Raw genomic sequence first — 20,836 nt, 5'->3', positions numbered from 1 at the left:
ATTCGGAGCTGACGGACTGGAGGATGGGGCGGTATGTAAAACTACTTTTGGTTTGTTATGGACCTACTTCACAAACCTTATGTAGTCTTTGCTAAAAGATAGCTGAAAGTCGGACGGAGCTACTGTGATGAAGGTTGTCGACTTAGGTCTAGAACGCACTCGCTATGCAGTCATCGACGAGACGATCGAGTCGAGGTGGCGCCGCGTCACCTCTATGCAGCACGACGCCGTTGCCGTCGTGACTCCGCGCGACCGGATCACTTTCGCCGAACTCGAACTCCGGACCGACGCATTGGTCCGCGAACTTCGCCTACGTGGGTCACACGGGGCACGCCCGGTTGCGGTCGATCTCGAACCAACGGCCGAGTCGGTGCCCGCCATCCTCGCCACTCTGATTTCCGGTCGGCCCTTGGTCATGATCGACCCACAACTCCCCGAGGCCCGCCGAGCGCACATCATGAGCACCTCGGGTGCAGTCCCGCTGCAGTCGATACTCGACGAGTCTGCTGCGACGGGCTTCAGATTCGACAGCGCGTTGGAACCATCGAGTTCCGACCCTGCCATGATCGCGTTCACGTCAGGCACCAGCGGGGCACCCAAGGGGGTCGTGTTGAGCCACTCCATGTGCCTGAACAAGGCCGACGAACTTGCCGCAGCAATCGACCTGCGACCCGATGATCACATCGGGAACCTGTTGCCCGTCAGTTTCGGAGCCGGAATCACGGCCCTGATCATGGGCCTGATGAACGGAGTCACGGTCTTCTGCTGGGATCCACGTATCGACGGCGTCTCGGGAATCGACGATTGGCTGATCGAGAATTCGATCACGACCACGCACTGTGCGCCGTCCTTTCTGCGGGCGTGGTCGGATCTCGATTGCGATGCAGCAAATGATGATTCGATCGGTTCCCTACGCGTCGTCGTAACGTACGGGGAAGCAGTTCACGGCGAGGACTACGCGCGCCATCGCAGTCACGGCTTCGCTCGCGTCACGTACGTCAACTGGCTGGCCACCACCGAGACCGGTGTCGTCGCGTACAACGCGTTCCCACCACATTCCGAACTACCCGTCGGAGTGGTACCGGCCGGACGTGCTCGCGACGGCAAGGACGTACAGATCGTCGATGTGAACGGCGTGCCTCTCCCCGACGGAGAGATCGGAGAGATTCAGGTTGTCTCCAGTGATCTTGCCGACGGATACCACGGCGACCCGGATCGAACTGCAACACGATTCACGCGCCTGGGCGACGGAGTGAGCATCTACCGGACCGGGGACCGGGGACGCATCGACGAACGCGGAGAACTGCAACTGCGGGGACGCGTCGACGACGCCGTCAAGATTCGGGGCTACCTGGTGGAACCGATGGAAGTCGAGTCGCATATTCGTCGAATTCCCGGCGTCGCCGATGTTTTCGTGGCCGTCGTCCTCGAGAACGATCGACCGGAGATCGTCGCCTACGTGGTCCTGACCAACACCGTGATGGCACGGTCGGGCGCCGAGATGCGGCGCGAACTGGCGACATATCTGCCGGCCTGGATGCTCCCCCGACATTTTCTTCTGATGCCGGCGTTGCCCCGCAACGAAAGAGGAAAGGTCGATCGAACAGCGCTGCCCTCCGTCGAGGTGCGGTCCACTCCACCGACTCTCGCCGGGCCCGCCGAATTGTGGTTGTCCTCGATCTGGGAGTCGATTCTCGGCATCGACTCCATCGACCGTGAGGACGACTTCTTCGAACTCGGCGGCGACTCGCTTGCTTCAACCGAAGTGGTGGCAAAGATTCACGACATGTTCCGGATCCGGATCACGGCTGCGGAGTTCGCGGCCGCCAGTACCGTCAAAGACCTTGCAGCGCTGGTGGATCGGCGCAGAATCGATCCCGATGATCGCGTCTGTCACAACACGATGGTGCCACTGAAGCTCGAAGGCTCCGGGCGACCGCTGTTCATCATGAACGGAGCGGGGTGCCCATCGACGACGCTGTCCACCTTGTCGAAAGCGCTGCACACCGATCGGCCGGTTTACGCACTTCAGCCACACGGCTTCGAATCTCGCGGACTACCCGACCGGTCGGTGAAAGCAAGCGCCCGCCGTTTCATTTTCGAAATCAAGAAGATTCAGCCCACCGGGCCATACCTCCTCGCCGGATACTCGTACGGCGGCTACGTGGCGCTGGAAATGGCGACACAGCTGTCCGAGTCAGGTGACACTGTCGAACACGTCACCGTTCTCGACACCAGAATCTCCACCGAGGCTGCCGCACGACTGGCTGGTCGAGCGGGCATCACTTTGGATCCGTCGATCGTCGACCTTGCACCACAACCATCCACCAATGCCCGCTGGAAGCCGACCAGACGCACCGTCGCGGCCATGTGGATCCGCACGCTGTTCGCCGGCATTCTGCAGTACCCGCCGGCCACCCAGTGGACCGTGTTCCTCTACATAGGAGGCCAGGCGCTCCAGAAGCATCGGATACGAGCATGCGCCGCGCCCGTCACCGTGATCCGTGGGGCCACCAACAACCGTGGACGCGAGATCTGGTCACTCATTGCCACGGGCTCACTGGATTTCGACGACGTCGACGCGTGCCACGAAGACGTCGTCCGCCAACCGTACGTCCGCAAGACTGCGGCGATCATCGATCGAGTCTGTGATCGAGCGTGACCAGCGCTCCTCATGTCCAGCTGTAGAAGAAAGAGCGGCGCGGAGTGAGTGCCCAGTCGGTCGTCGATGAACACACTCGTTCCTTGACGAACGCACCCGCCCTGCCTGCGACGAACATGCCCGTTGCGTTGTCGACACGAGTGGTCCGCTGGAACACACCTCGCCGCCTCCCGAGACTGATGCACCGGCCTGCGAACTTCGGAGCCACCGGGCGCGGCGCGGAACCTTCGAGTCGATGCAGGATCGTCTCGGCCGCATGGACTCCCAAGGGAATCGCGGCCTGACAACTCATCCTCAGTAAAAGATCACCGACTGCGACCGCATCACCCGCACCGACGATGTTGGGGTGGGACGAGCATTCGAGTCGGTCGTCGACCTTCAGACGACCGAGACCGTCGACGGGAAGGCCACTTCGGCGCGCCAGATCGGGGACCCCGAATTCTGTCGCGAGAATCGTGCAATCTGCCTCCACCCGTGCGCCTCCCGCAAGCTCGCAGGACGAACCGTCAATGCGTGTAACCCGGGATTCGGTGACGATGTCGACCCCAAGATCGGTCAATGTTCTGAGAATTGCAGATCGCGCACGCTCTGACAGATCCGGGGCCACGATTCCTCCGGTCACCAAAGTGATTCGGCTGCTTCGCTGCTCAGCCAATTCTGCGGCAGTCTCGATTCCGGTGAGACCGCCGCCGACAACGCAGACCGTAGCCTTCCCGTCGAGTGTCGCCATTCTGGATTCGAGGCGAACCGCGTCCTCGAATTCGGAGACGCTGAACCCGTGCTCCGCCGCCCCGCCGATAGTGCTGGGTAACTGCCCACTTCCGACTGCGTAGACCAGATAGTCGTAGTCGAGCACACTGCCGTCGTCGAGGGTAAGCCTGCCGAGCCCCGCCTCGATCGTCGTCACCTCTCCGAAGACTCGGTGTGCCGCACGCGGTAGCGCCCTGTCGAACGAGACCGTCGCGTCGTAGCCAGCCGCGATCATCTGATGGAGCCTGATTCTTTGCACGAAGTGTGGGCGCGGATTCACGACGGTCACCGTGATGTCCGACCGAGTTCTCAGCAGTCGCTTCGCTGCCATGACGCCCGCATATCCTGCCCCGATTATCACCACGTGTGCACTCATGGTTCTCCGTTCCGCCAACGGTCCCCATGCTGAGAATGCACGGGATGATCAGGCCTCGTCGCGGACGTTATTGAACATTGACGCCCTGGCGTTATGGCGGTCGACACATCTAGGCAGAACTGTGCTGCATGCAATAGAGACTCGAAAAACACAGGGTCGACAACACAACACTGGCTCGAAAACAACAAATGCTCTGCACCGATTGGTGCAGAGCATTTGTTCAGGTGGAGCTAAGGGGACTCGAACCCCTGACCCCCACACTGCCAGTGTGGTGCGCTACCAGCTGCGCCATAGCCCCGTATTCAGTTCACTCTAACAGTCGAACTCGCAGCGGCTGTTCTGCTTTCCGCTTGCTGGAAGAAAGTTACACCACTTGACTCCTGGGCAACAAATCGCCTGGTCAGAGCGAAGCGGCCGCTCCTCGTCGGAGCGGCCGCTTCAGCTCAGGAGGAGAGCTTGGAAACCCAGTCGCTGCTGCCCGTGTCAACGATCTTGCCGTTCGCCACTACCGTGGGCGTCCCGTTCGACCCGACATCCTTGAGCGCCTGGCTGGCGGCTGCGGCATTGGCCGCGGCGGCTTCGACGTTGGTACCGGAAGAGATGCAGGTTGCCACGTCCTCGGATGCGCCCGCATCACGAGCGATCTGGGCGAGGTCGTCGTTGGTGTGGTCGCTGCTGCCGCCCTCGGCCGGCTGCGTGTCGGTCGCGAAAAGCTTGTTGTGGAATGCGGAGTACGCAATCGCGTCACCACCCTGAGCGACGCAGAGCAGAGCGGCGCCGGCCCGTGTGGAGTAGTCACCGCTGCCCGACGCCCGGTTGAGGAAGTTCAACATGTGGTACCGCACGGCGACGTCACCGTTGTCGACGGCGGCCGCGAGAGCCTGGCCACTGAGGTGTTCGAGAGCAGCACAGGCCGGGCACAGCGGATCCTCGAAGAGATCAATGGTTGTCGCGGCGGAGGGCTTGCCGAGCAGCACCACTCCGTTGTCCTGCACCGTGACGGCAACTTCGGAACTCTGCACGGAGCCGTAGCCGTCGTTCTGGGGCTTGTTCTTGCTGTTCGTCCACAAGACACCGCCGATGACGAGGGCCGCGATCACGAGCACCGCGAGGCCACCGATGATGTAGGTGGAGCGGCTCGAGACCGGTTCCGGCGAGTATTTGTTCTTGCTGCTCTTGGTGCTCACGCTGATGCAGTCCTTCGTGCGTCGAAACGATTTACCGATTGCTTACCTTGCCACTGAAGACTGAGTATCCACTGAGAACGCCGCGCGTGATCCGGGCCCTAATGCGAGTGGCGAACGCGGGAACACGAGCAGCCAGACGGCAAGTGCCAAGAAGCCCAGGTCCCGGAGAATCTCCTTCGAATAGTCCCAAGCGCCGACGTCGGCTGCGCCTCCGCCGCCGAAACATCCGCAGTCGATGGACAATCCCCTGGCCCACACCGAAATGATCACCGCAATGAGAACCGTGAGGATGACCACCGAGACTGCAGCAGATGCTCGCACCGCCAACCCGACGAGGATCAGCAGGCCCAGGACTATTTCGACCAGGGGAAGAGCCGTCGCCACCGGACCCACCAGTGACTCGGGCAATAGTTGATAGGCGCGCACCGCGATCTTCGTCTGAACGGGATCAAAGAACTTGAGTCCCCCGGAAATCAGCCAGACGGCCGCCAAACCCAATCGGGCCACAAGACTCACGATGCGAATTGCCACCCGATCGAGAGTACAGAATGCCCGGTCAGTCCAGGTTTGTCCGCGCAGGAGTATCCGTTAGCACCGTCACATCAGTCAGATCTTCGACGACGGATTCGACGGGCTTCGTTCGCGACGGAACGAACAACCAACCCGTCGCCGACACGACTACTACGGCTCCCATCACCGCGAAGGCCGCCGAGTACGACACATGCTGGGCGATCAGTCCGGCACAAATCGGCGCCACTACCCCACCGATGTCGGACATCATCTGAAATACCGCCAGAACGGGTCCGCCTCGGGCCGTCGATCCGACAACATCGGCAACCGCGGCCTGCTGGGCCGGACTCATGAGGCCGGAGCCGACACCAGTCACTGCGGCAATGGCGAAGAACACCACGAGGTTGTCGGTGAATCCCATTGCGATGGTTCCCAGACCGCAGATGAGTAGGCCGCTCACGACAAAGGGCTTGCGTCCGAAGCGGTCCGAGAGTCGTCCGGAGACGATCAACACCAACGCATTGCCGACGGCGAAGATCGTCAGGGCGTAGGCCGCAATCGAGGGGTCTCGGCCGAGGAACTCGACGACGAACAGGGGAACCATGGCAACGCGAACTCCGAAGATCACGCCACCGAAAGCGAGGTTCGATCCGAGCGCTGCCCGGTACACCGGAGACTGGAGGCCTTCTGTGAGAGTCATCGACTTCACATCGACAGCCTTGTCCGGTGACGCCAAATGAGATCCACGCAGGCTCACGAAGACAACGAGCGCGGCGATCACCAACGCAATTGCGTAGATGATGAACGGCATCCGCAGACCGAACTGCAACAGCGCACCGCCGACCAGCGGGCCGCCGATCGATCCCATGAGAAAGCTTGTCGCGTACAGACCCGACACGCGGCCGCGACTGTCCGACGGTGACATGCGAATGATCAGCCCGAGGGCCGACACCGTGAACATGGTCGACCCGATGCCGCCCAACGACCGGAACAGCAGAAGTTGCCAGTACTCCCCCGCGAAAGCGCACGCACCGGTCGAGACCGCGACGATGAGAAGGCCGACGATGTAGACCGGCCGCTCACCGAGTTTCTGTACCAAAGTGCCGCTCATCGGCGCGAACACCAACCGCATGAAAGCGAAAGACGAGATCACGATCGTGGCGGCGGTGACCGATACGTCGAAGCTGCGTGCGAACTGAGGTAGTGCCGGGGCGACCAACCCGAATCCGAGGGCGATGACGAAGCTGGCGGCGACCAGTACCCAAATTTCCTGTGGCAGCTTGGCTGCACGAGTTTTCATGTCGCCCGGAATTCTAGCCGGGCGACCTGAGCGGTCCGCGGGCTAGTTCGCCTTCAAGACGCCGGACACCAAGTCCTTGGCCGCTGCCTGAACCTGAGCCAGATGATCGGCTCCCTTCATCGACTCGGCATAGATCTTGTACACGTCCTCCGTGCCGGACGGCCTCGCTGCAAACCACGCGTTCTCCGTCGTCACCTTGAGACCACCGATCGCCGCGCCGTTTCCGGGCGCGGCAGTCAGTGTCGCGGTGATCGGTTCACCCGCCAGCTCGGTCGCACTCACCTGGTCGGGAGACAATTTTGCCAAGACTGCCTTCTGTGCGCGTGTCGCGAGCGCATCGATCCGTGCGTACGCCGGGCTCCCGAACTTCTCGGCCAACGCGGCGTAGTGCGCTGACGGAGACTTTCCCGTCACCGCGGTGATTTCCGACGCGAGCAACGCAAGGATGATGCCGTCCTTGTCCGTCGTCCAGACGGAACCGTCGTGTCGGAGGAAGGACGCGCCGGCGCTTTCCTCGCCGCCGAATCCCACAGACCCGTCGAGCAATCCGGGAACGAACCACTTGAACCCGACCGGAACCTCGAGCAAATCGCGGCCCAGGCTGCTCACGACACGGTCGATCATCGAGGAACTCACGAGGGTCTTGCCGACCTTGGTATCTGCGCCCCAACCTGGCCGGTTCGCGAACAGGTACTCGATGGCAACGGCCAGATAGTGATTCGGGTTCATCAAACCGCCGTCGGGAGTGACGATGCCGTGGCGGTCGGAGTCCGCATCGTTTCCGGTCGCGATGTCGTAGCGATCCCGAATCCCGATCAGCGACGCCATCGCGTCGGGCGACGAGCAGTCCATGCGGATCTTGCCGTCCGTATCGAGCGTCATGAACCGCCAGGTCGGATCGACGAGAGGATTCACCACTTCGAGGTCGAGTCGGTGAGTTTCGGCAATCGCGCCCCAGTAGTCGACGCTTGCCCCGCCGAGGGGGTCTGCACCGATCGTGATTCCGGCATCGCGGATCGCGTCGAGGTTGAGGACACTGGGGAGGTCTTCGACGTAGTAGCGGAGGAAGTCGTAGCGTTCGACGCGGTCCAGCGCTTGTGCCGCCGTCACACGCCGTACCCCGGAAAGCCCCTTGCGCAGTAGCTCGTTCGCTCGATCGGCGATAACCGACGTCGCATCCGTGTCCGCGGGCCCGCCGTGCGGCGGGTTGTATTTGAAGCCACCGTCACGCGGCGGATTGTGTGACGGTGTCACGACGATGCCGTCGGCCTTGGCCTCCGGACCCGTCGAGTTGTATCGCAAGATCGCGTGACTGACAGCTGGGGTAGGAGTGTAGGCGTCGCGTGAATCGACGAGGACGACGACGTCGTTGGCGACCAGGACCTCCAAGGCCGACAGCCAGGCAGGCTCCGAGAGCGCATGTGTGTCCCGGCCGATGAACAGCGGGCCGTCGATTCCCTGCGCAGCGCGGTACTCGACGATCGCCTGGGTTGTCGCCAGGATATGAGCTTCGTTGAACGCCGAGTCGAGACTGGAACCGCGATGTCCTGAAGTGCCGAAAAGTACCTGCTGCATCGGGTTCTCGGGATCCGGAGTGCGCGTGTAATACGCGGTGACCAGATGAGGAACATTGATCAGATCCTCTGGCAGAGCCACTTGTCCTGCTCGTTCGTGCGCCACGAATCCCCCTCGGCCCGGTGGTCGACCACTGTGTCGACGCGACTGTGGACAATTGTCTACCCTGGCCGCGTGGCGTGCACGCTCGGCGCCGGATCCGTCAATCCGTGATCTGGATTCCCAACCACGCAGCGGACAGTCCCACGATCAGACTGAGGACGATGTAGATCAGAGAAAGCGCCGTCTGGCGCCTCTCGATCATCCCGACGTTCTCGGTCGCGAAGGTCGAATAGGTGGACAAGCCGCCGCAGAAGCCGGTCGCCAGAAGTGCGGCCATCTCGGTGGAAAGAGCTGCCCCGGTGAACAATCCAAGGAGGAAGCAGCCGATCACGTTCGCGGCGAACGTCGCAGCCGGAAATCCCTTGTACGCGGGCACATACCGCGCCAACAGGTACCGGCCACTCGCACCAGCGCCGCCGCCGAGCGCCACCAGGAGAACTGTCATGCCGACGCTCCGTCCCGCGCGCGGATCCAGCGTTCACCGAGCCCTTTGCCCAGTGCTGCAGCGAGGATCGCGGGAATCAACGTCCCGAGAACATAGAGAATCGATCGCCACGGACTCTCCGTCACGGCGTGAACCGCGAAGGACGAGAAGGTGGTGAAGCCGCCGCAGAAGCCTGTGCCGAGAAAGAGGTACCCAACCTTGTTGTGCACGAGCAGGGCCGCGAGAACACCGAGAACGAACGAGCCGACGACGTTGATGACCAGCGTCGTCCAGATGTGGGGAAAGAGCTCCCCCAGACCGTAGCGGCTGAGCGCGCCCAACCCTCCGCCGACGGCAACCGCGCATACCGCAGCCGGCAGTTTCAGATCACCCATGCTCTGGCCTCACCCGAAAGAGCCTACGTCCCGGAGCGGGCTTTCGGCGGGCGAGGAATGAAGTAACTTGTCCGCTGCTGATACTCGCGATAGCCCGGACGCTGTTCCATGTGTCGCTCGAGCAACCGCGCTCCGGTGGCGAAGACCAGGAAGTACGTCATGGCGATCGGTGAGAGGACGGTCAACACCCCCGGCCACACGGACGCCGAGACGAGGAAGATCCCCCACCAGACACACGCGTCGCCGAAATAGTTGGGATGCCGCGTCCATGCCCACAAACCTTGATCCATGATGTGGCCACGGCTGCCCGGATCGGATTTGAACTCCTCCATCTGTCGGTCGCCGACCGTCTCGAACGTGACGCCGACAATCCACAGCGCGATTCCGAGTACGACAAGAAGTCCGAAGCTGCCGTTCGACACTGCTGCGACCTGGATCGGCAGGGAGACGAACCACAACGAAATCCCCTGCGTGAGATAGATCTTGCGGATCGCATACAGCGTTCGATTACCCGTCGCTCGTCCGAGCATTTCTTCGTACCGCGGGTCTTCACCTTTGCCACGCGATCGAATCGCCATGTGCGTCGCCAACCGCAGACCCCAGATCGCCACGAGCGCAAGCATCAGCAACCGGCGCCAGAGGTCGCCGGTTCCCACTATCGCGGACACGAGCGCGATCAGAACGAAGCCGGCGCCCCACGACACGTCGACAACGTTGTGGCGCCCGATCCGTACACCGATCGTGGCTGTCACCGCCATTCCGACGGCGATCGCCAGCAGACTCGTGAGTGTGACCACTCCGAACGCGCCCCAGTCGAATCCGTTCATCGCCGCGACACCCACTGCGGCCGTACCGGTTCCATACCCGATCGACCATCACCGTGCGGCCGGACCGACAGAATCTGATCGACGCCCATCCTGCCGTCCCGAAATGCCATTCCTCCGCCGACGAGGTAGAGACGCCACACCCGAGCGACTTCGACACCTACGAGTTCCACGACGCGATCCCAGTTCGATTCGAAGGTCTCGATCCACGCGTCGACGGTCCGCACGTAGTGCTCACGCAGGGCGTGGACGTCCCGCACTTCGAGTCCACCTTCCTCGATCATCGCAACAGTGCGACCGACGGGCCGCATGTACATGTCCGGCGCGATGAACGACTCGATGAACGGACCTCCCCCGGGGTGCGGGCCAGTGCGGGACATCTGCTGAATCAGCACACGGCCACCGGCAATAACATTGTCGTGGAGCGCTTTCACGTAGGTCGGATAGTTGTCCTCACCGACATGCTCACCCATCTCGATGGAAGCGACCGCATCGAAGGGACCGTCTGGAATCTCTCGATAATCTTGGAGGCGAATCTCGACCCAGTCTTCCAAACCGAGCGCGCGGACCTTCGCGTCGACAAAAGCCTTCTGCTCCGCCGAGATCGTGATTCCGACAACCCTGGCACCGTACTCCCGCGCTGCATGCAGGCTCAACGAGCCCCAACCACAGCCGACATCGAGAAACCGCAAGCCTCGCGCTCGATCGAGACCGACCTTGCGGCACACCAGGTCCAGCTTGTCTGTCTGTGAGTCTTCGAGCGTGTAGTCCGGTGCATCGGAAGTCCAATAGCCCGAGGAGTACGCCATGTTCTCATCGAGGATCAATTGGTAGAAATCGTTCGACAAATCGTAGTGGTGCCCGATCGCCTCGCGGTCGCGGGCGAGGCTGTGCAGGCGCCCCTTCACCTGAGCCTGCGACGCCGGCGGAGCCAAAGGTCTCCCGAAAGCACCGAAGGATCGCGCAGCCTTGACCACGGCCAGGACAAGCGAGGGTGTCGGGGTAATCGACCCGAGCCCCCGCTCGGCAGACACCTTCCACACGTGTGTGAGTGCATCGCCTAGATCGCCCTCGACGTCGAGTTCACCGAGAACATATGCCTGCGCAGCCCCCAACTCGCCGGGATTCCAGAGCAAGCGTCGCAAAACGTTCGGGCTGTAGAGCGTCACTTTCGGAGCATCTTCCGGACCTGCCGTGCTGCCGTCCCATGCAGTCAACCGCACCGGAAGTTCGCCGCCGACAAGTGGACTGAGGATGTCCGAGAGACGACCCGCAACGCCGGTACCTTGTGTCGTTCGATCCATTGTGGCAGTCATCGCTGGTTCCTCCGATCGAGAACAATTTGCTGGACGTCGAGATACCCCGACCGAAACCCCGCCTCGGAGTAGCAGAGATAGAAATGCCACATGCGCGCGAACACTGCGTCGAACCCGAGCGCGGACGCCTCGTCGGTGCGAGCGCTGAATCGCTCGTCCCACAGTCGCAACGTCTGCGCGTAGTGATCGCCCATCGACATCCGCTCACGCACCCGCAGGGTTGTCATGCGCTCGGTGACGTCCTCGATCGCCCGCACCGACGGGAGAAATCCGCCGGGGAAGATGTACTTGTGCACCCAGGTGTAGGTGTTGCGGGTCGCGAGCATTCGATCGTGCGGCATCGTGATGGCTTGGATCGCCGCGCGCCCACCCGGCGCCAGCAGGGCGTCGATCGTCTGGAAGTAGCTTCCCCAGTACTGGTGGCCGACGGCCTCGATCATCTCGACCGACACAACGGCGTCGTACTCCCCCTGTACCTGCCGATAGTCGAGAAGGTCGACCTGAACGCGATCTGCCAGTCCCGCAGCGCTTATCCGCTTCGCTGCCAATTCCTGCTGTTCGACCGAAAGTGTCACCGAGCGCACCGTCGCTCCCCGTTGGGCAGCTCGGATCGCCAATTCTCCCCAGCCTGTGCCGATTTCGAGCACTCGCGAACCGGGTCCGACACCTGCGCCATCCAGCAGTCGATCGATCTTCCGATGCTGCGCCGCTGCGAGCACGTCCCACGATGGGGTCGCCCCTACCGACAGATCCTCGAAGAGTGCACTGGAATACGTCATGGTGTCGTCGAGGAACAGTTCGAACATCTCGTTCGAGAGGTCGTAGTGCCGGGAGATGTTCGAGCGCGTGTTCTGCGTCGAATTCCGTTCACTGCGAGGCTGCTTCGGAATGTAGAGGCCTCGTAGCCGCTGCAGGAAGTCGGGAATGAGCGTCGCCACGCGGGAGGCGAAGACTTCCAGGACCGCAGTGAGGTCGGATGCTTCCCAATCGCCCGCCATGTAAGACTCGCCGAATCCGATCAAACCACTGTCCCCCACACGAGCAGCGAAGTCGTCTGGGCGGTGAATGACCATCAACGGCGAATCGGGGCTACCGCCACCGGAGAACTCACCGTTGGGCATCTGGACACGCAGCGGCAAACGTGCGACCGCCTTGTGGAACAGGGCGCGGGCAACCGGTGATGCAACCCGCACTTTGAGCCCGCTCGGCACGGTGGCGACGCCCGGCCACCGCTCGGTTTCGATCGTGTGAGCGGAAGGTTCGGTGCCGAGAGTGGTTGTGGTCATTGCACTGCCTCCTGCGGGTGATGTTGCGGTCGGGGAACGATGGGTAAGCGCCTGGCCCACAGCCGGATTCCTTGAAATCTGATCTGCGCGGCGACTCGGAGCGGAGCCAGCGGGATGGCGAGCGCACTGCGCACGATCTCGCGCGTCGTCGCCGGCACACAACGACCGGACACCGTGGCCACGAAGGGCGCCTTGCCGTCACGGGCCAGAACTATCGAGAGCGCGAGCGCGGTGTCGGGTAGCGGAAGTCGCATCCGGTACTCGCCGTCCAGATCGTTGAACGGAGATACGTAGAACTCTTTGGACGTGCGAACCGCGCCACGTTCGTCGGTTTCGAGCAGGTAGCAGTGCCGCTCGCCGTAGGTGTTGTGAACCTCGGCAACGACGCACCGCTGACTGCCGTCGTCGTTCAGACACCAGAACACACTCAGCGGGTTGAACACATGGCCGAACACACGCGCGTTCGCAAGCATGAGGATGCGACCGCCGGCGAACTCCAATCCGTTGGTTGCCAGAAAAGTCTCGACGTTGGCACGAATCGATCGAGTGGGGTCGCCGAGGTGATCCCCGGCGTCGAACTTCGCCAAGGGCCGCAAAGCCTTCGGAAGCTCGGGCAAATCGTCGACGTCGACGAGCCAACTGTAGCTTCGGTACTCGAACTCGTTGTGCAACGGCTCCGTTCGAACGTGCCGAATGCTCGTATGAACGATGGACGGCGTGATGGGTGCGGTCACGGCCACCGACCTCCGACGCGTTCGGCGGCGCGCAGGCCAGAGAGTGCACCGTCCTCGTGGAAGCCCCATCCGTGGTACGCACCGGCAAACGCGAGCACGTCCGAGTCCAACTCGGGAAGCCGCGCTTGAGCGGCGACGGAGGTGGGTGTGTACTGCGGATGCTCGTAGGTCATCTGATCGATCACCGAGTCCGGGGACACCATTTCGCCTCCCCCCAAGGTCACCAGGTAGCGCCGGCCGGTCTCCGGGAGCCGCTGCAACCTCGTCATGTCGTAGCTGACCAGAACGTGATCCGGCTTCGCGTTGCATTCAGGGATGTAGTAGTTCCACGACGCGCGCGCATTGGTGTTGCCGGGCAGCACATTCTCGTCGGTGTGAAGCTGGGTGTGGTTGACGGAGTACGGCATTGCGCCGAGGACCTGGGATTCGACAGGCGTCGGATCCGCCAAAATCTTCAGCGCTTGCTGCGGATGCGTTGCGACCACGGCTGCGTCGAAGGTCTGGATCTGGTCGTCGCCGTCACGAATGTCGACGCGATCATCGAACCGGTGGATTGCGCGCACCGGCGTGTTGAGGCGGATATCCCCGATACTTTTGGCGACGAGACGAACGTATTCGCCCGATCCACCGGTGACTGTTCGCCAGGTGGGCGATCCAGTGACGCTCAGCATTCCGTGGTGATCGAGGAACGAGAACAGGTACCGCGCGGGATATTTCAGGGCCGAGCCGGGATCACACGACCAGACTGCCGACACGAGCGGAGTCATGAAATGAGCGGTGAAGTAGTCGGAGAACCGGCCGCTGCGCAGAAACACTCCCAGCGTCTGGTCAGGTGCCGACGGATCCGTGTTGTCGAGCAATGCGCGGGCACGGCGATGGAAGCGCTTGACCTCCATCAACATCGACAGAAAACTGCCGTTCACCAGCAGCCCCGGCGTCGGGAGAACGCCGCGCAACCCTTGGCCTCCCGAGTACTCGAGCCCGCACCCCCCACACCTGACCGACATGCTCATATCGGATTCCTGCGTAGGCACATCGAGTTCTGCGAACAATCGCAACAATGTCGGATAGGTGCGATCGTTGTGGACGATGAACCCCGTGTCGATGGCGAGGCTTCGCCCTTCCGGGTCGGTGACCGAATGGGTGTCCGCGTGCCCGCCGAGCCGTGAATCCGCTTCGTAGAGGGTGACGTCACTGTCCTTACTGAGCACCCACGCCGCTGTCAGACCTGCGACACCACTACCGACGACGGCCACCTTGCGCTTGTCGGAACTCATCGTCGTTCTCCCATCTTTGTTGCGGCTACCCCGCGACTCATTCCTGCGATTGCATCCGCGACGAGGCGATGCCAAGTCGCCGCCCGACGGAGCATGAAGTGGCCTGCGCCGTCGATGCCGATCCATTCAGCGCTCTTACCCGACGCCTGCAGTTCGTCGACCTTTCGCCGCGACACCTCCGGATCGGTCCAGGAGTCAGCCGTGCCGTGAAGGACTGACAGTGGTGTGTCCGAACGCAGATTCACCGACGTTCCATCGGGCCACCACGGCGCCAGCGCGACCACACCGACCACCGCCGGATCGCCACATAGTTCGGCGGCGACCCGTCCGCCCATCGAGTGCCCCAGCAGGATCACCTGAGCTTGTGAATTACGTTTCGTTATCGCGTCGAGTGCGGCGCGGGCGTCCACGACCGGACTGCGCTCGGCACCGTTCCAACCTCGAACTCGATAGCGAGCCTGCACCGCTTTGACACCGGAGAGGCGAAGCTGAGCGGTGAACGGGCACATCCGAAGGTTGGACAGATGCCAGGCGCGAGCCGGGCGATGGCTCGATACCTTTCCTCCAGGCAGCACTAGCACCACCAGGTGCTGGTCACCGTCCTGCTGTTGCCGTCGGTTGGGCGTCATACACGGCATTCGGAGCCGAAAACCATTTGGATGGGGTTCGTAGAATTTCTTTTGTGAATCGTGAAGCACTCGTCGGCGATGTCCTCGACGCCATGGACGCCAACTTGGTATCCCATGCCTGCCACCTGCATGAACACTTGCCGACGGGATCGGTCACGGTCTCTGCAGATGTTGTCGTCGCAGACAGCGGCCTCACCGACGACACTTTCAACATCATCGCTGGTGCGCGCTTCGCTGTACCTGCTGCTGAAGGCCCGGAAGAAGACCGACGACTACTCGACGTACTCGCGTGGCTTCGAGCAACCGGTCGTCCGTTCTCCTGGTGGACAGGTCCGCGCGACAAGCCCTCTAACCTCGGCGCTCGCTTGTCAGCCCTCGGCTGCGTGCGCTCCGAGGAAGAAAGAGCGATGACGGCAGACTTGGACGTCGTCCCACGCCCAACGCCTGTCTCAGAACTGTGCGTTCAGCGAGTGACGACTCGTTCGCAGCTCGCCGACTACGCCGCCGTGATGGCCGCCAATTGGTCGCCGCCCTCAACCGCAGTAATACGTTTCTTCGAAGACACCGCCGATGACATCCTCGATGAGCGCTCGCGGAGTTCGTTTGTCGTGGGATACGCGAACTCCCAGCCTGTCGCCGGAGCCGAGGTCCATTTTGCCGCCGACGTCGCCGGACTGTATGGGGTCGTCACACTCGAAACGGCGCGCCGACGCGGATTCGGCTCGGCGGTCACCCTTGCCGCACTCGACATCGCCCGCGAGCGAGGTGCCCGAACCGCTGTACTTCAGGCGTCCAGCGACGGCGCACAGCTCTATCGAAACGTCGGCTTCGAGGATGTCGGTACCTACGCCGAGTACTCGATCGGCAGCGGTTAGACGTCCCCGCGGGGACGCTTTCCGTCCTCATCCACGGATGTGTGTCGGTACTGGCATCTACTATCGAACGTACATTCGAAACATTGTCGGACACGCGCCGGGGGGCAACGATGAACGCAGCACTGACCGATACCGCAGAACTGACCGATACCGCAGCACTGATCAATGAAGAAACGCAGGGTTCCACCCGAAGCGACGTAGAGCAACTCGGCTCCGAAATCTGCGCTCTCGCCGGCCAGATCGCCGCGGCCACGGCTCGATTCCTTACCCTCCTGTCAAAATTCGACGAAGACCGCGGCTGGACCGGCCCTGGACTTCATTCGTGCGCCCACTGGCTGTCGTGGAAATGTGGAATGAGCCTGCACACCGGCAGGGAATATGTTCGCGTCGCCAAAGCGCTCCGACCTTTGCCCGAGATGCGGAAGGCCTTCGAGCAAGGCCGGCTGTCCTACTCGAAGGTTCGCGCACTCACCCGGGTCACCACGCCGTCAAACGAACAGCAGATGGTTCGGTTCGGATGCGAGGCGCCCGCAGCCCAGATCGATCGTCTCGCCGCAGGTCTGCGTAATGCAACCGACAATGAATCTGGCAAAAGCAAAGCGCCCGAACATCTTCAGGTCCGCTGGCATTGGGACTCGGATACGGGCGAGTTTGTCATCAAAGGACGCCTGCCCGCGCAGGACGGCGCCCGAATCCTCGCAGCATTGGCGGCGGCGGAACGTGAACGCACCCGAACCGCTGCCATCCGCCCTGTCGACGAGAAGGCCACAAAGAACCCGGCCGGAAATATCGGACCAGGACTCGTCGCGATGGCAGAGCTCGCCACCGCCGCAGTCACAGACCGCACGTCCAAGGCCGCCGCGAACGAAGTTGTGTTCTTCCACGAAGCGAACACCGTCCGTGTACCGAGTGGACCCGCGCTCCCCCAAAGTGCCGCCGAGGAAGTGCTCTGCAACGCGAAACTTCGCCTGGGAACGACAAAGGAGGGATGCGTTTTGAATCTGGGCCGAAGGACCCGCGTCGTCAGCGCCAAACAAATGCTGGCATTGAATTACCGCGACGGATGTTGCCGCACACCGGGTTGCGGGCGGACTCGCTTCTTACACGCACATCACGTGAAATTCTGGGGACGCGGCGGAAATACGGACTTGGACAATCTGATCATGCTGTGCGGCACCTGCCACCGCGCGCTGCATGACGGCCAGTTCACGATCACTGCTCTCGGCGAGCAGAAGTTCGAGTTCCTTTACGCCAATGGTGACGTCATCGACCCAGCACCACCGACCGAGGGATTCGCTGATGGCCTACTGCGCGGAGACATACCCGACGACGCGATCATCCCAAGATGGGACGGCGAGCCCCTTCACCTCGATCACGCGGTCAGCGTCATCCTCGACGGTTGGGCCGCCTGAGGAAACATTGGTCTAGTCCAATCTGAATCTGCCGTGAACAACAGGACAACCCTCACATCCAGGTAGTGCAATTGGTCTAGTCCTATCGCAAGATGCTTAGCGTGACCAAGAAAATCGCACGCACCTCAGCCGCTATCACACTCCTCCTCGCCGGCGCGGTAGCAGCCGGAACTGCAACCGCTGCAGCAATTCCCGGATCATCCGACCTCAATCCGTCGGCCGCCGAGAAGACAGTTGTCATAGGCCTCGACGGCACTATGCTCAGCCACATCAAGACCGCCGACGCTCCCCGTCTCCAGAAGCTGATCGCCGAAGGAACCAGCGGAGAATCTTCCATCCTCGGCCACACCACCATCTCCGGACCGTCGTGGTCGACCATCCTGACCGGAGTCTGGGATACCAAGCACGGAGTCAAGGACAACACGTACGCGGGCGCCCGCTTCGACCTCTACCCGAGCGTCTTCACCCGGCTGGAAACAGCAAAGCCCTCCCTCCTCACCGAATCGATCTCCACCTGGGGCGGCATCGACAACATCGCCTCCAGTGGGACACCGAAAGCCGATGTTGTCGTCACCACGGCCGATGCAGGTTCCGGAGCGGCCACCGACGCTGCGACGGCAGACGCCGTCGCCCGCGACATCACAGACAAGGGACCTGACCTGATCTTCACCCAACTCGATCAGGTGGACGGCGCGGGACATAGCGGCGGCACCAACGGCGCTGCGTACGAAGAGTCCATCGCCTCGGTCGATGCTCAGGTGGGCAAGATTGTCGATGCCGTCGATCAGCGCGCAGCAAAGACCGGTGAGAAGTGGACCGTACTGGTCACTGCGGATCACGGGCACAAGCCCGCCGGTGGGCACGGCGGTCAGACACCCGCGGAAGCAACGACATTCGTCATAGCACGCGGCTCGGGATACGCGGCCGGTCAGAACACAGACTCGTACACGATCGCTGACATCACCCCGACAATCCTCCAGAGCCTGGGCGTTGCATTGCCTGCCGATCTGGACGGCAAGCCGCTGGCCAAGGAAGCTCCCGGCTTCGTCGGCTCGGTCGACCTGGGATTCTTCGGCTCCTGATCGCAAGAAGGCCCGGGCCACACAGCAGAGTGCCGCAGCAAGACAGCAGCAAAAAGGCAGCAAAAAGGTCGGGCCGGAGAGCGTGTGCTCTCCGGCCCGACCTGTTGTGGAGCTGCCGGGAATTGAACCCGGGTCCTACGTTGAATCGCTAGGGCTTCTCCGTGTGCAGTTCGCTAAGTCTCTACTTGGATCTCCCAGTCTCGCGAACAAGCCAGGATGACGATCCCAGTCACTGTTTGATGTCCCATTCGACTCCGTGACCGAGCCGAACAGTAAAGCCCTCTAGCTGATGCCAGGAACCGGGTCGAGGGCAACCCCGGGCTGACAGACACGCTTCGCTACTTAGGCAGCGAGAGCGTAGTCGCGCTGATTGGAATCGGCGCTTATAGGTTTGCAGCGACGCTTACGGTGGTCTCTTGCCTGCACCGACACGCTTCCCCTAACTCAACACACGCAGTCGAAACCGTTCAGCCCCGTGTGTGCCCCGCGTCTTTCGTGGGGCTATTCACTATAACGCGCCGAAGTTCGGAAGTCATACCAATTAATCGGCGGCACTTTCCGTGTCCTTCGCCCCAGCCGTTTCCTGCACTGCACCCGCTTCCTGCACTGCACCCGTTTCCTGCACTGCAGCCATCTCACGCTCGGCGGCACCGGTGATGTTGGTGATCATCCCCTGGAAGACAACTCCGTGGAAAGGAAGGATCGAATACCAGTACGCCCGTCCTGCGAGCCCGCGAGGGAAGAAGACCGCGCGTTGATCGAGGTGGGAACCCACCGGCCGTCCGTCGGCACCGGCTGGGCCTTCTGATACTCGCAACTCCAACCATGCTCCGCCCGGGACCTTCATCTCGGCGCGCAATCGGAGCAACTTGCCTCGATCGATTTCTTCGACCCTCCAAAAGTCCAGGGCTTCGCCCGTGTTGAGCCGGCGTGGATCCCGCCTGCCCCGGCGCAGTCCGACACCACCGACCGCGCGGTCCATCCGCCCCCGAATGGCCCACGCCAAAGGGAATGAATACCAACCGTTCTCGCCGCCGATCGACTCGACCACCGACCAGAGGGTTTTCGGATCCGCCGCGCAGTCACGTTCGCGATGATCGACGTAGACCGCTTCGCCGGCCCAATCCGGGTCGGATGGAAGAGGATCGGATGGAGCGCCCGCAATCGTTGCACCGGACCACGCCGTCTCCACCTCACCGGTGTCGATCTTTCGAAGTGCCAGTCGCACCGCTTCTCGATACGGCGTGAGGCCCTCGGCGGGAGGCGGGATGAAGCTGTCGATGTCGTGATTGTGCATCACCGCGTCGTTCTGCAGGGATTCGATCAGGGGCATCGCCAGACCTCGTGGGATCGGCGTGACCAATCCCACCCAGTGACCTGCCAGACGCGGGGTGAGGACGGGCAGGACGAGGATGCGTCGGCGTACCAATCCAGCGACGTCGGCGTAGGTGTTCATCATTTCGCCGTACTGCATGACATCCGGCCCACCGATGTCGAAGGCGCGGTTGACCTCCGGCGTCGTCGCCGCGGCTGCAATCAAATAGTGGAGTACGTCACGCACCGCGATCGGCTGAATGTTGTTGTGCACCCACTTGGGTGTGGTCATCACCGGAAGCCGATTGGTCAAGTGGCGCACCATTTCGAAGGACGCCGAACCCGATCCGATCACCACTCCAGCTTGGAACACAACCGCCGGAACCTCGGAGTCGAGCAGGATCCGACCGACTTCGAGCCGGGACTGCAAGTGAGTCGACAACTCTCGGTCGGAGGGATGAAGCCCGCCCAGGTAGACGATCCGTCGCACCCCCGCATCGCGGGCAGCGGCGGCGACGTTCTCCGCGCTTCGCTTGTCGATATCCGAGAACGACCCTCCCCCACCCATGGCGTGAACGAGGTAGTAGACCACGTCGATATCGTCGAAAACACCTGAGAGGGTGGCACTGTCGGTCAGATCCCCGCGCTTGATCTCCACCGAATCGTGCCAGGGAACATCGCGTAGTTTCTCCGGGCTGCGCACCACCACTCGAACTCGATGACCCTCTTCGACCAGGCGAGGGGCAAGACGTCCGCCGATGTATCCGGTCGCACCCGTGATCAACACTCTCACTGCGTCCATCACC

The 20,836-nt window shown here is 62.2% G+C and carries 18 protein-coding genes, 1 tRNA gene and 1 other RNA gene; 4 read left to right on the top strand and 16 right to left on the bottom strand.

Annotated features, from left to right (window positions below; genetic code table 11):
- Positions 1-127: 127 nt before the first annotated feature.
- Positions 128-2,662, top strand: coding sequence for an alpha/beta fold hydrolase (locus M1L53_RS18270; protein WP_054187606.1), 2,535 nt, complete (start codon positions 128-130; stop codon positions 2,660-2,662).
- A 10-nt stretch (positions 2,663-2,672) separates the two neighbouring features.
- Here M1L53_RS18270 and M1L53_RS18265 read toward each other — a convergent pair whose 3' ends face one another.
- The 14 genes from M1L53_RS18265 to M1L53_RS18200 all read right to left on the bottom strand — a co-directional run bounded on the left by M1L53_RS18265 (position 2,673) and on the right by M1L53_RS18200 (position 15,347).
- Positions 2,673-3,788: an NAD(P)/FAD-dependent oxidoreductase gene (locus M1L53_RS18265; protein ID WP_083471181.1), complete on the bottom strand. Its 1,116-nt coding sequence runs from the start codon at positions 3,786-3,788 to the stop codon at positions 2,673-2,675.
- Between the two features lie 225 nt (positions 3,789-4,013).
- Positions 4,014-4,086: transfer RNA gene (locus tag M1L53_RS18260), tRNA-Ala, on the bottom strand.
- 145 nt (positions 4,087-4,231) lie between these two features.
- Positions 4,232-4,975: a DsbA family protein gene (locus tag M1L53_RS18255; protein WP_007731305.1), complete on the bottom strand. Its 744-nt coding sequence runs from the start codon at positions 4,973-4,975 to the stop codon at positions 4,232-4,234.
- A gap of 42 nt (positions 4,976-5,017) precedes the next feature.
- Positions 5,018-5,506, bottom strand: coding sequence for a MauE/DoxX family redox-associated membrane protein (locus M1L53_RS18250; protein ID WP_003942318.1), 489 nt, complete (start codon positions 5,504-5,506; stop codon positions 5,018-5,020).
- 25 nt (positions 5,507-5,531) lie between these two features.
- Entirely contained in the window at positions 5,532-6,785 is a 1,254-nt protein-coding gene (locus M1L53_RS18245) for an MFS transporter (protein WP_003942326.1), read from the bottom strand.
- A gap of 42 nt (positions 6,786-6,827) precedes the next feature.
- Positions 6,828-8,465 carry a phosphoglucomutase (alpha-D-glucose-1,6-bisphosphate-dependent) gene (pgm, locus tag M1L53_RS18240; protein ID WP_054187608.1) on the bottom strand — a complete coding sequence of 546 codons (1,638 nt, stop codon included), beginning with the start codon at positions 8,463-8,465 and terminating at the stop codon, positions 6,828-6,830.
- Positions 8,466-8,562: 97 nt separating this feature from the next.
- Positions 8,563-8,907, bottom strand: coding sequence for a fluoride efflux transporter CrcB (crcB, locus tag M1L53_RS18235; RefSeq protein ID WP_003942344.1), 345 nt, complete (start codon positions 8,905-8,907; stop codon positions 8,563-8,565).
- Positions 8,904-9,281, bottom strand: coding sequence for a CrcB family protein (locus tag M1L53_RS18230; protein WP_007731302.1), 378 nt, complete (start codon positions 9,279-9,281; stop codon positions 8,904-8,906). The genes crcB and M1L53_RS18230 overlap by 4 nt, the downstream gene beginning before the upstream one ends.
- Before the next feature lie 23 nt (positions 9,282-9,304).
- Entirely contained in the window at positions 9,305-10,108 is an 804-nt protein-coding gene (locus M1L53_RS18225) for a DUF1295 domain-containing protein (protein ID WP_037130102.1), read from the bottom strand.
- Positions 10,105-11,421, bottom strand: coding sequence for a cyclopropane-fatty-acyl-phospholipid synthase family protein (locus M1L53_RS18220; protein WP_054187609.1), 1,317 nt, complete (start codon positions 11,419-11,421; stop codon positions 10,105-10,107). Before M1L53_RS18220 ends, M1L53_RS18225 begins: the two co-directional genes overlap by 4 nt.
- On the bottom strand, positions 11,418-12,707 hold the full coding sequence (locus tag M1L53_RS18215) for a cyclopropane-fatty-acyl-phospholipid synthase family protein (RefSeq protein WP_003942339.1): 1,290 nt from the start codon (positions 12,705-12,707) through the stop codon (positions 11,418-11,420). Before M1L53_RS18215 ends, M1L53_RS18220 begins: the two co-directional genes overlap by 4 nt.
- Positions 12,704-13,447 carry a DUF1365 domain-containing protein gene (locus tag M1L53_RS18210; RefSeq protein ID WP_042450068.1) on the bottom strand — a complete coding sequence of 248 codons (744 nt, stop codon included), beginning with the start codon at positions 13,445-13,447 and terminating at the stop codon, positions 12,704-12,706. Before M1L53_RS18210 ends, M1L53_RS18215 begins: the two co-directional genes overlap by 4 nt.
- The gene (locus tag M1L53_RS18205; protein WP_042924499.1) at positions 13,438-14,718 is read right to left on the bottom strand and encodes an NAD(P)/FAD-dependent oxidoreductase; all 1,281 of its coding nucleotides are present in this window, start codon (positions 14,716-14,718) and stop codon (positions 13,438-13,440) included. The genes M1L53_RS18210 and M1L53_RS18205 overlap by 10 nt, the downstream gene beginning before the upstream one ends.
- Positions 14,715-15,347, bottom strand: coding sequence for a dienelactone hydrolase family protein (locus M1L53_RS18200; RefSeq protein WP_054187610.1), 633 nt, complete (start codon positions 15,345-15,347; stop codon positions 14,715-14,717). Before M1L53_RS18200 ends, M1L53_RS18205 begins: the two co-directional genes overlap by 4 nt.
- A gap of 53 nt (positions 15,348-15,400) precedes the next feature.
- Here M1L53_RS18200 and M1L53_RS18195 point away from each other — a divergent pair, with 53 nt between their 5' ends.
- The 3 genes from M1L53_RS18195 (at position 15,401) to M1L53_RS18185 (ending at position 18,716) form a co-directional block, all read left to right on the top strand.
- Positions 15,401-16,222: a GNAT family N-acetyltransferase gene (locus tag M1L53_RS18195; RefSeq protein ID WP_083471182.1), complete on the top strand. Its 822-nt coding sequence runs from the start codon at positions 15,401-15,403 to the stop codon at positions 16,220-16,222.
- Between the two features lie 110 nt (positions 16,223-16,332).
- On the top strand, positions 16,333-17,634 hold the full coding sequence (locus M1L53_RS18190; RefSeq protein ID WP_054187611.1) for an HNH endonuclease signature motif containing protein: 1,302 nt from the start codon (positions 16,333-16,335) through the stop codon (positions 17,632-17,634).
- Positions 17,635-17,726: 92 nt separating this feature from the next.
- Positions 17,727-18,716: an alkaline phosphatase family protein gene (locus M1L53_RS18185; RefSeq protein WP_232319030.1), complete on the top strand. Its 990-nt coding sequence runs from the start codon at positions 17,727-17,729 to the stop codon at positions 18,714-18,716.
- 104 nt (positions 18,717-18,820) lie between these two features.
- Here the strand turns inward: M1L53_RS18185 and ssrA are convergent.
- Both ssrA and M1L53_RS18175 read right to left on the bottom strand, forming a co-directional pair.
- Positions 18,821-19,191: a transfer-messenger RNA gene (gene ssrA, locus M1L53_RS18180) on the bottom strand.
- A 66-nt stretch (positions 19,192-19,257) separates the two neighbouring features.
- Positions 19,258-20,832 (bottom strand): SDR family oxidoreductase, encoded by a 1,575-nt coding sequence (locus M1L53_RS18175; RefSeq protein ID WP_261949249.1) that lies wholly within the window; start codon positions 20,830-20,832, stop codon positions 19,258-19,260.
- Positions 20,833-20,836: the final 4 nt, after the last annotated feature.

It is taken from the genome of Rhodococcus sp. T9N (genome assembly GCF_024436645.1).
GTDB lineage: Bacteria > Actinomycetota > Actinomycetes > Mycobacteriales > Mycobacteriaceae > Rhodococcus_F > Rhodococcus_F qingshengii.
The sequence above is the reverse complement of the archived record's forward strand: the minus strand, read 5'-3'. Positions and strand labels throughout refer to the sequence as shown.

Coding starts and splice junctions, on each gene's coding strand:
- M1L53_RS18270 (WP_054187606.1), top strand. CDS start 128: ATGAAGGTTGTCGACTTAGGTCTAGAACGCACTCGCTATGCAGTCATC.
- M1L53_RS18265 (WP_083471181.1), bottom strand. CDS start 3,788: ATGAGTGCACACGTGGTGATAATCGGGGCAGGATATGCGGGCGTCATG.
- M1L53_RS18245 (WP_003942326.1), bottom strand. CDS start 6,785: ATGAAAACTCGTGCAGCCAAGCTGCCACAGGAAATTTGGGTACTGGTC.
- crcB (WP_003942344.1), bottom strand. CDS start 8,907: ATGACAGTTCTCCTGGTGGCGCTCGGCGGCGGCGCTGGTGCGAGTGGC.
- M1L53_RS18230 (WP_007731302.1), bottom strand. CDS start 9,281: ATGGGTGATCTGAAACTGCCGGCTGCGGTATGCGCGGTTGCCGTCGGC.
- M1L53_RS18225 (WP_037130102.1), bottom strand. CDS start 10,108: ATGAACGGATTCGACTGGGGCGCGTTCGGAGTGGTCACACTCACGAGT.
- M1L53_RS18220 (WP_054187609.1), bottom strand. CDS start 11,421: ATGACTGCCACAATGGATCGAACGACACAAGGTACCGGCGTTGCGGGT.
- M1L53_RS18215 (WP_003942339.1), bottom strand. CDS start 12,707: ATGACCACAACCACTCTCGGCACCGAACCTTCCGCTCACACGATCGAA.
- M1L53_RS18205 (WP_042924499.1), bottom strand. CDS start 14,718: ATGAGTTCCGACAAGCGCAAGGTGGCCGTCGTCGGTAGTGGTGTCGCA.
- M1L53_RS18200 (WP_054187610.1), bottom strand. CDS start 15,347: ATGACGCCCAACCGACGGCAACAGCAGGACGGTGACCAGCACCTGGTG.
- M1L53_RS18190 (WP_054187611.1), top strand. CDS start 16,333: ATGAACGCAGCACTGACCGATACCGCAGAACTGACCGATACCGCAGCA.
- M1L53_RS18185 (WP_232319030.1), top strand. CDS start 17,727: ATGCTTAGCGTGACCAAGAAAATCGCACGCACCTCAGCCGCTATCACA.
- M1L53_RS18175 (WP_261949249.1), bottom strand. CDS start 20,832: ATGGACGCAGTGAGAGTGTTGATCACGGGTGCGACCGGATACATCGGC.